The sequence below is a fragment of the Methylobacterium endophyticum genome, assembly GCF_050591105.1.
GTDB lineage: Bacteria > Pseudomonadota > Alphaproteobacteria > Rhizobiales > Beijerinckiaceae > Methylobacterium.
Window position 1 is genome coordinate 1 of record NZ_JBNHES010000034.1, and the last position, 12,281, is coordinate 12,281.

A 12,281-nucleotide genomic window follows, 5' to 3' on the forward strand; every position below is an offset into this window, starting at 1 on the left:
CCGGACGATGTTGGTAGGTGTCTCCATGGCGTATCGCTCTCGCTGAGAGGTTCTGGCAGGCTTCGACACCCGCCTCGATACGCCGCCTTCAACACACCGTCGTCACCCAATCTCCCGCATAGCTCCAATACGGGCCGCTCAACAGATCGGACTGGTCGAGGCCGGAGCCCGAGACCGATTTAGCGTCTGTCTGAAAGGGATGCACTGCGCCGGTTCCTAGGGTGCTCTCGGCTCCAAGCCTACGGTACGCGTTCACTTGTGCCAATCTCGCAGCGGATCGGACATGCGCGTCGTGGTCGGGCGGCAGAGCCGTCGCCTCTACAGATGGGGGCAGCGATAGCGGGCCGCATGCCGAGCACGGATGAGCGCAAGAAAAAGCCCGCCGCGGCGGTGCCGGGCGGGCTGAGATATCCTTGGGGGACGCCGCTGAGATGCCACGCTTCCGGTTGCCCGGATGTGGGGTAGCGCACATGATCACCCCGTTGGCGGATACGCGCCAGGCACCAGTGCATCGCCGGTCCTGAACCAGTCTCCGATGAACGGCCGGGTCCGCTCGATCAGGGGGCGGATATCGGGACGCGTGGCGACGAGCACGCCGAAGGCAAGGGCGGCGATCCCTACCATGACTCCGAACGCGATCCGGTTGCGCGGCGGGATCTGGCCCTCCTCGTCGGCCGGCGCCGCGACATGGCAGATCGCTCCGAGGATGGAGACCATCACGATCAGCGGGACGATCTCGGCGTTGAGGAGCCATTTCGGGGCGTCGGCCAGCCGGTAGAGGATAGCGTAGCTGGTCTGGAACAGGAGCGAGAGGAACGAGAGCCAGATGCCGACGATGAGGAAGTCGGCCCGGTCCGGCTTCGGCTTCCGCACCGCCTTCCAGGCCTCTCGCCCGTAGACGTAGAGGACGGTCGAATAGATCGCGCCAGCGATGATCCGCGTCGCGAGGATCATGTCCGCGTTGGGCACGAACATGTTGACCGTCTCGTATCCCGCCACCAGGGCGAGCACGCCGAGCCAGAGCACGCCACGCAGGTGCTCGGGGCCGCCATTGTAGATCAGCACTCGCTCGCCCCTCGCTCTTCGCCGCGGTGGTCCATGCGCCGGAGGACGCTCTCGGCGGCGACACGCACGCTGCTGGTGCGCCCGGCCGGCCATTTGGCGGCCGTCTCCGCCGTGCGGGCGCGGATGCGGTGGCGCTCCTGCTCGACGCGCGCGACATGCGCCTCCGCCGAGGCGCGGACCCGTTCCGCAGCCTCGGCCACCTCGGAGCGCGCTACCTGCATCCGCTCGAACGCCGCGGAGACCTCCGCCGAGGCGTCGGCGCGCGGGTGATGGTCGGGAAAGAACCACAGCATGATGCGCTCCCACATCGTCATGGGGCGCCCCCGATCCGGCTCCGGGCGTATTGCAGCAGTTCGCGCACGGCATCGACGATGCCGGAGAGCGACTGGCTGACGTTGTTGAACCCGTGCCGTGTTTCTTGGGCCGACAGGGCCATCTGCGAGGACAGGTCCTCGCGTCGATGCAGAGCCAGGCGTCGATGGTCTTGCCGGGGCGCCACACGGAGGGCGGGCCGGCGCGCTTGATGTTCCCCCAGCAGGAGGAGTGGCCGAGCGCGGAGGACACGGCCGCGCCTCGGTAGGCGTGCGAGACCTCCATCGCGGTGCCGGCGGCCGGCGCGCCGCCCGTGAGGGTGAGCACGATGTTGTCGGGGTTGACCGCGACCGTGCAGGGCATGTCGCTCCCGTCCGAGACCTTGCGCACCCGGAAGCCGTACTGGGTGGCCGCCTCGATCGTCGTCGTGTCCACGACGAGGTCGCCGAACCCGCTCATTCGCCCGGAGATGGCGAGGGTGATCGTGGCGCCCGACAGGGTGGCACCCGTCACGTAGCAGGGCGTCCAGCCGATCCCGAGATCCTGGCAGTAGACCTTGCACAGGGCTTCGACCTCGCCCTGGCAGAGATAGCCGAGGGCGGTGTGGTGGATGCCGTCGGCCACGGGCCAGGGGTAGCGCGGCCCGACCATGTGGCGGCGGATCGGATCGGCGAGGCACCAGGTCAGCACGTCGCGATTGGCGGCGGGAGCCTGCGTCTCGTCGAAATGGGCCGGCGTTTGGTCGAGATAGTAGCTCAACGCGTTGAGGCCGCCGTCCTGCCCGAGCTCGAGGTTCAGGTTGAGCCCGTCATAGGCGGCGACCATCTGGTCGAGCACCGAGGCCCCGCCGGTGGCGTAGGGGGTGGCGTCGCCGGAGTTGCCCGCGTCGTGGGTGAAGGCGACGGACGTAAACCGGACCCGCTTGCCGTAGAGTGGGGCGAGGCTCCTGGCGCCCGCGAACATCTTGAAGCCGGCGGCCCAAGGGTCGGTGCCGGGCTTGAGGCCGGTCCAGGGCGTGGCGGACCACGCGTGACCGATGGCCAGGATGGGGGTGACGTGGAGATTGTAGCGGTCGCGCAGGCGCTGGATGGTCTGCGCGGCGACGCGATCGAGGGAGATGCCGTTGCTCCCCGCCGCGCCGGCCTCGTCGCGCAGATCGAAGTCGAGGCCGCACAGGTCGATCAGGCGCTCCGCCGAGCCGTCGTTCGGCATCGCGGTGCTGGCATCGGTCGAGCCCGCCGTGATGACGGGCCTGCCGTCGCCGCCGATGGTCTGCTGGTAGAGCCAGCAGGTGCGCGAGGGCTCGCCCTGGCCGGCGAGGCCGACATCCGCCGCCGGGCGGGCGGTGGCGCGTTGGGACTGGCCGTAGCCGATCTGCACCTCGATGGCCTCGGCCGTGTCGAGGATATGGGCGCTGCGCCGGGTGCGGATCGTGTCGCCGGTCCCGCCGTAGAGCTGGAGGCGGTCGGTGCGCGTCACGTAGGGCAGCGAGGGGCCGTCCTGGGTCGAGCGGTAGCGCAGCAGCGTCGCCGAGACCCGGCGCACGCTGTCGACCGTGCCGCGCGCCCCGTGGCGCAGGGCGATCTCCGCCGGCAGGCAGGCGTCCCATTCCGAGCGGGCGAAGTCGATCGGGTGCAGGCGGGCGCGCAGGCGGCCGGTGCCGGTGAGGCCGAGGCCGAGCGGGGCGAGGACGTTGTCCGCCGGGCGGTTCCGGCCGACGAGGGCGTAGAGCAGGTCGAGCCCGTGCCGGCCGGGCACATCGGCCTGGAGGTAGCGGCTCGGCATCACCGCCTCGCCCCGCGTGGTGATGAGAAGGGCCGGAACCTTGTCCTGATCGGTGATCACGTAGGCGATGTCGGGGCCGTAATCTGCCCCGTCCCCAGCGCGCAGGCCGCCCGCCAGCGGCAGGAGCAGGGCTTCGGCCCCCGACGCGCGGGTGATTTCGCCCGCCAGCCCAGCAATGAGCTGCGCCACCTTCGTGCTCAGATCCGCCACGCCGCTCGGGTCGAGCCCCGCCAGCCCGAGGAGGCGCTGGACGAAGACCTCCAACGTTTGCCGGCGCAGGGCTTCGGTCCCATTGCCGGCATCGACATGCGCCAGGACCGTCAGCGCATCGCTCTCGCTCAGCGGGAGATTGGGCGTCCTGATGCCGGCAGCGTCCATGAAAATCTCCAACACTGGAGAGGGCGCTCGCGCGGCCCTGTCCGACTGTGAGGTTCGGTGGATCGGTCGTTCAGCCGACCGTGGCGTTCGCCGGCCCCGCCGGAACGGACTCGTTCGGGGGGGCGTCGGCGTCCGAGGACGTGGCCCAGACTCGGTAGACGGTTCCCGCGGTCAAGCCAGTCGCGTCGAAGGTGAGCGGTGTGTTCGGGCCGCCGTTGATCGGGCCGCCGACCTTGTGGGCGCTGGCAAGGGTCGCCCCCGCACCGGTGGCGAGGTAGATCTGCGTGGTGGCCGTCTGCGCGCTGGCGCTCGACGTGACGGTGACGCGAATCAAGCCGGAGGCCGGCGTCGACAAGGACAGGTTCGTCGGGGCGGTGGGCGCAGGCGGATCGGTCGCGGCAATGGTGTGAACGACGATCCCGGTCCACGGTCCGGGCGTTCCCCGGCTCGCTACGGCACGAGCCTGTATCTCCACCTGCGTGCCCTTGTCGGCAGTCGTGTAGCCGTCGATCGACACCGACCCCGCCGAAGCCGGCGCCGTCTCCTGAGTCCACGCGGACGCGCCGAGCGTTCGGTGACGGGCGTCGAAGCCGGCGATGGGTACGGTTTCACCGGCAGCCGCCTGGACGAGCACCAGGACCGGGTAGGGATTGTCGTCGGTCGCCTGACCGGAAGCCTGCCTGCCGGAAACGATATCGAGGATCAGCGGAGCCTGAGGCGTGCCGACAGGCTGCTGCGCCTCCGATCCTGCACGGCCGGACCATGGGGGGGGCACCTCGGCATCGACAAGGGCCTCGATCTCGGGCGCGTGATCCACCAGCGTCAGCCGAGCCGTCAGGTTCTCCATGCCCTCGACGCCCTTGATGATGCAGGCGAAGGATTCCTGCGTCGCGGCGCCGAAGAAAGCCAGGTTGCCGACTTGGGGCCCGTCCCCCGCACCGACCAGGATGACGGTTTGGGTCTCCCCAACCCCGGAGACCTGGCGAAGCAGAGAACTGCCGTCGTTCCTGCGGAAGCGGCAGGCGTAGCTCTGCCCGTTCTCGAAGGCGACCGGCTCGTCGAGCGTGACACGGTTGCCGACCACGGCGGTGACGCGCGCCGCAACCTGGGCGCGGTCGAGCACGTCATGGCTGAGCCGCACGAGATCGCCGCGCGCCGAGGTCAGCGCCTCGAAATCCTGGCTGACGGTGTATGTGTCGCGTCGAAGCTTCAGCTCGTATTGCCGCCGGCGCGCTTCCTTCCAGATCATCGCCGGGCTGGTCACGCCCGGAAGATCCAGTTTCTCGACGACGACGGGCGCGCCTTCGAAGCCGGGCCAGGGCACCACGCGCTCGGCCTGCTTGAAGCTATTGGTCTCGTCGAGGAACGACACGCGGAACGCGTCGGGAAAGACCGTGTACGGCCGCTCGCCCTGGAAGCCCCAGGAGTTGCGCGGCGAGATGTGGGCCGAGACGAAGGTCAGTGCCCTGTCAATGACGACGCCCCAGGCGGTGCCCGTGTCCTGCGGGCTGGCGCGGCCGGCGGCCGCAATGTCGGACAGCACGTCGAGAACGGACGCTTCGTAGTCGTGCGCCCGGTTGTAGGTGAGCCCCTTCGCGACGTTGAAGGCGTGCCAGTCTCCGAGCGCCGCGATCTCGTCGGCTGCGAGAGGATAGGAGATGGCCGGGCCGGTCAGCACGTAGCGGAACAGGCTCGCCGGGTTGTTGGTCTCCCGCGCGACCCACTGCCCCGAGGCCGAATCCCAATCCGGGCAGATCGAGCGCATCTCGGCGTTCAGCTGGTCGAGGGTTCCGTTCAGCTGCCCGGTCGCACGGATGCGGCAGCCGGCAAGCGCAAGAGGCTTGTCGAAGTTGAGCGGGTACTCCGGCCGGAGAGAACGAAGCGCTGTCCACGACGAGCGGCCCGAATACTGGGTATCCCGCCTCGACTGATCCGCTTCGTCCCAGTCCGTGGTGATGCGGGTCAGGCCGACCTCCCATCGCCCTCGTGCCGGGAATGTGATGGGCGTCGTGCGCACGATCGCCTTCGCCTTCTTCGAGGTGACGGCTATGGTCGGGCCCACGATCCAGGCGTCGTCTCCGGCGCCGGACAAGCGATAGCGGGTCGTCACCACGACGGTGAAGGTGACGTTCGCCCCGTCCCTGCTTTTGCCGTAGACGCCGGCCGGATAGGTCGTATCAATCTCGCAGCCAGTGCAGTCGGCCGCCGTGGTCCGGATCTGCTCGCCGCCGGTCGGCAGGACGGCGGTGAGCAGCTCGACGCTGAGAGGTTCTTCGACGACCTGCGCCGGATAGAGCGTCAACCGCTCATCACCCGGCAAGCCGCTACGGGTCTCGATCTGCACGTCGGCGTAGCGCTCGATCGGCGTGTCACCGATCTGCCAGTTCCGCATCGCCAGCGGGCCGTACCCGCAGCAGAAGGCGGCCACCACGTAGCGATAGTCGCCGACCGCCTGGGTGTAGGGCTTGGCGGCGTAGGGCGGCGCGTATCGGACAAAACCGAGGATCAGGGGGACCGCGCCGCCAGGAGTAAGCTGGTTGCGCAGCCCCTGAATCGCGTAGACCGGCTTGTCTTTATCGTCGGCCCGAACCGGGACCAGGGCGTTGATCAGCAGCGTCCCGGCGATGAGCGTCGAGCCGGTGATCGCCGCCGAGAGGGCGGAGGTCAGGCCACCGGTGGCGGCGCCCGGCAGGCCGAGGAGCGAGCCCGCCAGCGCGGGGGCGTAGAACTGGCCGAGCGCGACGGCGCTGACGGCAACCGCGATGGTGAGCACGTTGCGCAGGACGTCGTTGCCGGGCACCGCGCGGATCAGCACGCAGGCGCCCGGCTTGGGGCGGATGGCGTGCCAGAGACCGGGCAGCAGCACGTGTTCGCCGAGGGTGACGCGAAGCCGGCTGCGCAGCTCCCCGGTCGCCTGGGGCAGCAGCCGCGCGATCATCTCCGCGATCGTGGCGCCTGGGTCGACCTGCGCCTCGACGCGACCGAACAGGACGTCCAGGCAGGAGGGCTGCGCGACGACGAAGACGCTAGAGGACACGCGGGCCCTCCGTCATCGCCTCGTGCCGGTAGACGCCCGACAACCGCGGCGCCCAGCGGCCGTCCGTGTAATCGACCACCGCGCTGTCCTGGCCCGAGGTGATGTGCAGCATCCGGCCCGGCGTCACGACGAGCCCGACATGCGCGTCGAGGCCGGCGCGACGGAACACCAGGATGTCGAACGAGGCGACCTGCGCCTCGGGCACGCTGCGCCAGGGGCCTGCCATCGTGCCTTCGGCGAAGACGGCCGCAACCTCGGCACGCTCCTCGATCGACGTCACCTTCGCGGCGTAGTCCGGCACGGCGATGTCCAGCACCTCCGCATAGACGAGGCGGCACAGGCCCCAGCACGCGATGCCGTCGCGCGTGAGCCCGCGCTCCTGCCAGGGCAAGCCGATATAGGGGTCGGACCAAGAGCCGGTCACGGTAACTGTACCCGCCATGACCCGTTCAAGGATGGGCGCATCGAGCATCAGAACAGCCCCGGAAAGCGATCGGCGGTCATCCGTCCGGCCGGCATCGGCTCGGAGGTGAAGGGCTCGCGCGAGATGTCGAGCGAGACCTGATTGGCGTCGTAGGAGCCCTTCGTGGCCCGCAGGCGCGTGAAGCGGGCCTCGATCTGGTCGGGCGTCGAGGCGAGCACGATGCGCATCTCGACCTCGGCCGGGGACGTGATGGATCGCAGCACCTTCGCCATGTCGGCATCGACGTTCTCGAAGGCGAGCGTCGTCTTGGGCGGGCTGCGCTCCTGATCGTCGGGCAGAACCGCCGACATCAACACGAAGGGGTACACGAGGCCCTGGTGGCGGGTGCCGAGGACGTAGGGCTCGCTGGAGATGCGCACGGTCGGATCGCTCGACAGGCGCACCGGCTCATCCAGCGTCTCGTGGGTGATGATGACGAGCAGCGCCGCAGCTTCATCCGCCTGTGCCGCCTGGAGGACGGCGCGCGTCGTGACGGGGATCGTGCGGGCCATCAGGGGAGAACCATCAGGGGGAAACTGACGCGATACCAGATCCAGCCCATGTTCTGGACGGAGGGGGCACTGTCACCGAACATCGCAAGCCACCAATTCGTATTCACGAGCGGGCGCCCCTGGTCGTCGAGGAGCTGTATGCCGTCGCCGTCGGTGAGCGCGAGACCGTCGAGCGTCTGATCCGGCATCAGGAATGGAAGCGTGCCGCCGGCCGCCTCCTCACTCCAGAAGCGTTCGAGCCGGGCCTTGCCGTCGACGGTCACTTCGATCGAAGCCTGGATCGGCCGCACGGCGGACGAGAAGCGGCGGCGCATCTTCGGCGGCCCGGCCTCCATGGCGGTCCGGAGACGCCCGTCGCGGAAGGTCTCGCCAAAGCCGTTGCGGGAGACCCTTTGCGGCAGATCGCTCGGCCAGAATGGAATGCTCATCGGCGTGCTACGACCGGCTGCTTGAGCGCCCGCTGTCCCTGCGGGCTGCGGATTCCCTGCGCCGTGACCTCGGCGAAGGTGATCTCGGGCTTGCGGCCGCCCTGCCCGTCATCGACCTCACGCGTCCGCGCCTCGTAGCCCGGCGGAGGAATGATGTTGGGCGCGAAGACAATCTGGGGCCTGCTGTCGTTCGCGACAGCGCTGGCCCCCTTTCTGATTTGCGCCACGTCATCGCGCGACAGGACCCACTCACCCTGTTGCAGAACCGCGGGCACCTCGTCGGGCCTGAACCCATCATGATAGCGGGGCGCGCCGGTCCATGCGCCGGCCGGCACTAGGCGCGGAACGCCGTCTCGACCGACAAGACCGCCTTCGTGATGAAAGAAGCCGGACAGGACTGCCCCAAGACCGCCCGACCCGCCTGCGCCACTCTGACGGAAGGCGTCGAAGCCGGAGGAGACGACGCTGTCCATCGTCTTCGCGATAAGGCGGTCGGCCGCGTTGCCGGTCGAGTTCCCGACGGTGAAACTCACGGCGCCGCTGCCGTGTGCGAGGACGGCCGCATACAACTCGTTCGTCTCGAAGTAGGCCTCCAGCGTGCCCGTCACTTCGCAGCGGCCGGAGCCGAAGGAGTCGGTGTAGAGCGAGCCGACGACGGGCCGAGTGCGGAGGTTGTTGTTGATGTCGAGATTGAGGCTGCGCACCTTCGGCTGAGCCGTGATGCCCGTCACCGACAGATTGGCGACGTTGGCCGAGGAGGTCGAGATCGGCGTGGTGCCAGCGGCCGCGTAGGTCGCGCCGGTGACGATGGTGGTATCGAGCGTCTCCTGTTGGCCCATGATCGTCATGGACCCGGTGATGGCGGCACGCGCCGCGATGGCGAGGCTCATCTGGCTGATCATGCAGCCGTCGAACCGGGAGAAGGACTTCGCGCCCGCACCGAGGTCGAGCGTCTCCTCGAAGGTGAAGCTCTTCTGGGCGGTGCCGTTCTTCAGCACGTTGGTCGCCCAGGTCGAGAACAGCAGCCCCTCGAGCAGATCGTCGAGGTTCCCGTAGGCGAGTTCGAAGTTATAGGCCCCGCTCACGTCCTGGCCGAGCATGAACTCGTCGCGGACGTTGCGGTCGGCCTGGATCTCGTCGCTCGTGCCGGTCGTCTTGTTCGTGCGCGGGCCGCTGCCGGTGGCCCGGAAGGTCTTGAACGACGGGGTGGCCGGCGTGGTGCCGAACACGGTCTCGGCGACATAGGCGATGCGACGGCCGGAGCCGCTGGCGATGGACATGGATGCGTCTCCTGGGAAAACGGCCGCGAGGGCCGGCGCGTCAGCCGAGGATGTCGGCTGTGTATGGGACAGAGACCGACAGGGCGTAGAAATTACCCTGGTCGTTGCGGTCATCGATCGCGGGTGAGGACGGCGCGAAGGTCTGCACGCCGTCGAAGTTCCGCCCCCGGAACAGCGCCGCCAGCTCGTCCGCCCAGGCGAGCCCGGTGGCGACGCCCTTGCCGCGACGGGCATTCACCACGAGCCGGAAGGCCCCGGTCTCGCGGTAGACGTTCGCTCCCGGCGCGCCGATGGTGAGCTGCTCGCCATTGGCGACCGGGTACGACACCTGCACGAACGGGCTGCCATCGGCCGGCGTGTCGCCCTTGGAGTTCACGCCGAAGACCGGGCAGCGGGTCCAGTTGGCCGCGAGTCGAGCCTCGACCGCATCGACGACGAGCTTCAGCGGCATCGGGTCATCACCTTGCTCGCCATTTTGTAACGCCATAAAACTTGACGGCAGAGACTTATGGCGTTACACAATTCGCATGGGCATCACCTTCGACCCGGCGAAACGAGACTGGACGCTCCGCGAGCGCGCGCTCGATTTCGCCGATGCCGAAGCCGTGTTTGCCGGCCCGGTCTTTGAGGCTGACGACGATCGGCAGGACTACGGCGAGCGCCGCATCATCACGGTCGGCCTGCTTCAGGGCCGCATGGTCGTCGTCTGCTGGACCCCGCGTGGCGCGGATCGCCACGTCTTCTCAATGAGGAAAGCCAATGACCGCGAGCAAGCCCGCTTTGCCGATCGCCTTGGATGATCGCGACGAGGTGCCCGAACTGACGGACGACTGGTTCGACCGGGCTGACCTGAAGATGGGCGACAGGATCGTGCGGCGCGGTCGCCCACCGCTCGGCGCGGCACCCAAGCGGCAGGTGACGATGCGGCTCGATGCCGACGTGCTGGAGAAGCTGCGCGCCTCTGGGGAAGGTTGGCAGGGTCGGGTCAACGACGTGCTGCGGGAGTACGTGGAGAAGAATGCCGCCTAGTCGGGTCGTAGTGGGCTGCCGCTCAACGCCCCGGATCGATGTAGATCGCCGGCTGACGGGTCAGCCAGTCCTCGTGGGTCCCCCGATTGCCGCCCCGCACCTCGCGGGCGAGTTTCGCGGCGCTGGCGCTTTTCGCCCACTCGCCAACGGCGCCGCCAGGAAACGAGCGGTAGGTGAACGACACGTGGGCGATGTTGCCGAACCGGCGCCGGGCCAGCGTCGCGACCGCCTCATAGACGCCGTCCGGCGCCTGCCGGCTCTGCCTGCGCTCGATCTTGCGCGCGTAGGGCTGGGCGTTCAGGACGACGTAGCTCTCGGCCGGCGGCGGCTTCGTTGGGTCCCCGAACTCGGTGTCGTCCGCGAACCAGACGTGCGAGCGGGCGTACCGCTCCGTCTTCACCGGCGAGTGGATCACCAGCTGCTCGTCGATCCACTCGATGACGTCCACCAACAGATGAAATTCAAACGCGACGAGCTTGGCGCCGCGGAGGTCGTCCAGCCCCTGCCGGCGCGCCCCGTCCACGAAGGTGTCGTGCTCGGGAACGTAGCCGAGCGCCTGCCGGTTCGTCTCCTGGGACTCGGCCAGGGCCTCCCGCGCCGCGTCGGCGAACCGCTGGCCCTGCGCTTCGGGCGACAAGTCCTCGGCGAGCATCAGCTCGATGTCGCGAGCGATCGGGTCGAGCCTCACGCTCGTACGGGCAGCCATCAGCCCGTGACCCAGAGGTTGATGCGCACCACCGTGTCGTCGACCGAGATCGGGTCGGCGACTTCGATGTTCCTGCGGCGACCGGCGAAGGTGATGGCGTCGAGGCGTGCCAGCGGGAGCTTGATGCCGGCCTGCGTCAACGCCGTCGGCGACAGGACCGCCTGGCTGGTTCCCTGCTGCACGCCGCCGCTCAGTTCATCGGGACGATAGCCCCGCACGAGCGCCCGAAGCGGGACGCCGGCCGCGTCGTCGGCATCGTCTTGCCGATGCAGAAGCACAGTCTGCCCGTTCCGCGCGATCTGCCGGTCCAGCATCGCGATGGCCTGGGCCGGCGTCATGCGAACAGGAGCCGCCGGTAAGGCTGGAGGAGCGATTCGGCCTCGGGATCGGCCAGCGCCGCGCTCGCGCCCTGCACGTAGTAGGAGACCGAGCCCACGTCGGGCACGTCCTCTGATTTGATCGTCGGATCGCGGCCCGAGACCGACACCGCCGACCCGACGAGACGGATCACGGCGCGCTCGATGTCGGCCGGGAGGTTGCCCTCCTGCTGATCCGTCGGCAGCGTCCAGCCTGCGCTGTACTCGACGACGACGCTGCGGCCCGTCCAACCGCGGCGCTCGCCGTCGATGACGCGATAGAGGTCTCGACCCTCGCGCTCGTAATCGGCATCCGCGAGCGCGACGCCGTCGACCGCGATGCTGCTGATCGCCACGACGGGGTGCCGAGCAGTTCGATCGGCAGCATCGCCCCCTGCATGAAGAGCTGATCGCCGCCCGGCAGGGGCGGCTTGTTCTCGCGGGCGCGGATCTCGTTCGGGGTGCTGAGGGCGTTCGTGACCTCGGCCCGGTAAAGCTCGGCGCGGCCCTTGCTGTCGGCCCGCATCAGGCCTTCCACGTTGAACTCGGGGAAGAACCGGCGCTGCTCGATCGTCGTCAGGCACTTAGACCAGATCGCCTGCTCGGCCGCCTTCAGGTGCGAGCGCAGCGTGTAGGTTAGGAACCAGAGGTTCATCTGCTCCAGCCCGGTGCCCCAGGCCGTCGCCTTGTCCATGTGCCCGATCATCACCGGCAGGACGCCGAACCACCTGCAGATCACCTCGATGTTGAAGCCGCGGGTTTCGAGGAGCTGCGCGTCCTCGGGCGGGATGCTCAGCGACTTGAATGTGATTAGGCGTGGAATAAGGACCCCGTTTTTGGGGTAATCGGCGTCCAAACGGGACCCCAGGACAAGTCATCCACACTGCCTTCCGGCTCGAACGGGAGGCTTGCGCGGGATGTTGGTCGTGG

13 protein-coding genes are annotated in these 12,281 nt (G+C 68.7%); 2 read left to right on the top strand and 11 right to left on the bottom strand.

From position 1 onward, the window contains the following. Positions 1 to 474 precede the first annotated feature (474 nt). From ACP56T_RS21440 to ACP56T_RS21470, 7 genes are all read right to left on the bottom strand, one after another. A complete protein-coding gene (locus tag ACP56T_RS21440) occupies positions 475 to 3,540 on the bottom strand; it encodes a hypothetical protein (protein WP_430914063.1) in 3,066 nt (1,021 codons plus the stop codon). Between the two features lie 70 nt (positions 3,541 to 3,610). Beyond that, positions 3,611 to 6,577, bottom strand: a complete 2,967-nt coding sequence (locus tag ACP56T_RS21445; protein WP_430914064.1) for a host specificity factor TipJ family phage tail protein — start codon at positions 6,575 to 6,577, stop codon at positions 3,611 to 3,613. Beyond that, positions 6,567 to 7,019, bottom strand: coding sequence for an NlpC/P60 family protein (locus ACP56T_RS21450; RefSeq protein ID WP_430914065.1), 453 nt, complete (start codon positions 7,017 to 7,019; stop codon positions 6,567 to 6,569). The genes ACP56T_RS21445 and ACP56T_RS21450 overlap by 11 nt, the downstream gene beginning before the upstream one ends. Before the next feature lie 29 nt (positions 7,020 to 7,048). Continuing rightward, a complete protein-coding gene (locus ACP56T_RS21455) occupies positions 7,049 to 7,552 on the bottom strand; it encodes a DUF1833 family protein (RefSeq protein WP_430914066.1) in 504 nt (167 codons plus the stop codon). Then, positions 7,552 to 7,980: a hypothetical protein gene (locus ACP56T_RS21460; protein WP_430914067.1), complete on the bottom strand. Its 429-nt coding sequence runs from the start codon at positions 7,978 to 7,980 to the stop codon at positions 7,552 to 7,554. The genes ACP56T_RS21455 and ACP56T_RS21460 overlap by 1 nt, the downstream gene beginning before the upstream one ends. Further along, positions 7,977 to 9,260 carry a phage tail tube protein gene (locus tag ACP56T_RS21465; RefSeq protein ID WP_430914068.1) on the bottom strand — a complete coding sequence of 428 codons (1,284 nt, stop codon included), beginning with the start codon at positions 9,258 to 9,260 and terminating at the stop codon, positions 7,977 to 7,979. Before ACP56T_RS21465 ends, ACP56T_RS21460 begins: the two co-directional genes overlap by 4 nt. Before the next feature lie 40 nt (positions 9,261 to 9,300). Continuing rightward, positions 9,301 to 9,711, bottom strand: coding sequence for a phage tail terminator-like protein (locus ACP56T_RS21470; RefSeq protein ID WP_430914069.1), 411 nt, complete (start codon positions 9,709 to 9,711; stop codon positions 9,301 to 9,303). 76 nt (positions 9,712 to 9,787) lie between these two features. Here ACP56T_RS21470 and ACP56T_RS21475 point away from each other — a divergent pair, with 76 nt between their 5' ends. Both ACP56T_RS21475 and ACP56T_RS21480 read left to right on the top strand, forming a co-directional pair. Beyond that, the gene (locus tag ACP56T_RS21475; RefSeq protein WP_430914070.1) at positions 9,788 to 10,060 is read left to right on the top strand and encodes a BrnT family toxin; all 273 of its coding nucleotides are present in this window, start codon (positions 9,788 to 9,790) and stop codon (positions 10,058 to 10,060) included. Further along, positions 10,020 to 10,289 (top strand): BrnA antitoxin family protein, encoded by a 270-nt coding sequence (locus ACP56T_RS21480; RefSeq protein ID WP_430914071.1) that lies wholly within the window; start codon positions 10,020 to 10,022, stop codon positions 10,287 to 10,289. Before ACP56T_RS21475 ends, ACP56T_RS21480 begins: the two co-directional genes overlap by 41 nt. A gap of 22 nt (positions 10,290 to 10,311) precedes the next feature. Here ACP56T_RS21480 and ACP56T_RS21485 read toward each other — a convergent pair whose 3' ends face one another. Genes ACP56T_RS21485 through ACP56T_RS21500 form a run of 4 tightly spaced genes read right to left on the bottom strand, consistent with a single transcriptional unit; the run spans position 10,312 to position 12,207 of the window. Next, on the bottom strand, positions 10,312 to 10,995 hold the full coding sequence (locus ACP56T_RS21485) for a hypothetical protein (protein WP_430914072.1): 684 nt from the start codon (positions 10,993 to 10,995) through the stop codon (positions 10,312 to 10,314). After that, positions 10,995 to 11,333 (bottom strand): hypothetical protein, encoded by a 339-nt coding sequence (locus ACP56T_RS21490; protein WP_430914073.1) that lies wholly within the window; start codon positions 11,331 to 11,333, stop codon positions 10,995 to 10,997. Before ACP56T_RS21490 ends, ACP56T_RS21485 begins: the two co-directional genes overlap by 1 nt. Further along, a complete protein-coding gene (locus ACP56T_RS21495) occupies positions 11,330 to 11,506 on the bottom strand; it encodes a hypothetical protein (protein ID WP_430914074.1) in 177 nt (58 codons plus the stop codon). The genes ACP56T_RS21490 and ACP56T_RS21495 overlap by 4 nt, the downstream gene beginning before the upstream one ends. Continuing rightward, complete coding sequence (locus ACP56T_RS21500) at positions 11,503 to 12,207, bottom strand: phage portal protein (RefSeq protein ID WP_430914075.1); 705 nt, start codon at positions 12,205 to 12,207, stop codon at positions 11,503 to 11,505. Before ACP56T_RS21500 ends, ACP56T_RS21495 begins: the two co-directional genes overlap by 4 nt. Positions 12,208 to 12,281 lie beyond the last annotated feature (74 nt).

What these genes read in the sequence shown, in the direction of transcription:
- ACP56T_RS21440 (WP_430914063.1), bottom strand. Translation starts at nt 3,540, where the DNA reads ATGGACGCTGCCGGCATCAGGACGCCCAATCTCCCGCTGAGCGAGAGC.
- ACP56T_RS21450 (WP_430914065.1), bottom strand. Translation starts at nt 7,019, where the DNA reads ATGGCGGGTACAGTTACCGTGACCGGCTCTTGGTCCGACCCCTATATC.
- ACP56T_RS21455 (WP_430914066.1), bottom strand. Translation starts at nt 7,552, where the DNA reads ATGGCCCGCACGATCCCCGTCACGACGCGCGCCGTCCTCCAGGCGGCA.
- ACP56T_RS21460 (WP_430914067.1), bottom strand. Translation starts at nt 7,980, where the DNA reads ATGAGCATTCCATTCTGGCCGAGCGATCTGCCGCAAAGGGTCTCCCGC.
- ACP56T_RS21465 (WP_430914068.1), bottom strand. Translation starts at nt 9,260, where the DNA reads ATGTCCATCGCCAGCGGCTCCGGCCGTCGCATCGCCTATGTCGCCGAG.
- ACP56T_RS21470 (WP_430914069.1), bottom strand. Translation starts at nt 9,711, where the DNA reads ATGCCGCTGAAGCTCGTCGTCGATGCGGTCGAGGCTCGACTCGCGGCC.
- ACP56T_RS21475 (WP_430914070.1), top strand. Translation starts at nt 9,788, where the DNA reads ATGGGCATCACCTTCGACCCGGCGAAACGAGACTGGACGCTCCGCGAG.
- ACP56T_RS21480 (WP_430914071.1), top strand. Translation starts at nt 10,020, where the DNA reads ATGACCGCGAGCAAGCCCGCTTTGCCGATCGCCTTGGATGATCGCGAC.
- ACP56T_RS21485 (WP_430914072.1), bottom strand. Translation starts at nt 10,995, where the DNA reads ATGGCTGCCCGTACGAGCGTGAGGCTCGACCCGATCGCTCGCGACATC.
- ACP56T_RS21490 (WP_430914073.1), bottom strand. Translation starts at nt 11,333, where the DNA reads ATGACGCCGGCCCAGGCCATCGCGATGCTGGACCGGCAGATCGCGCGG.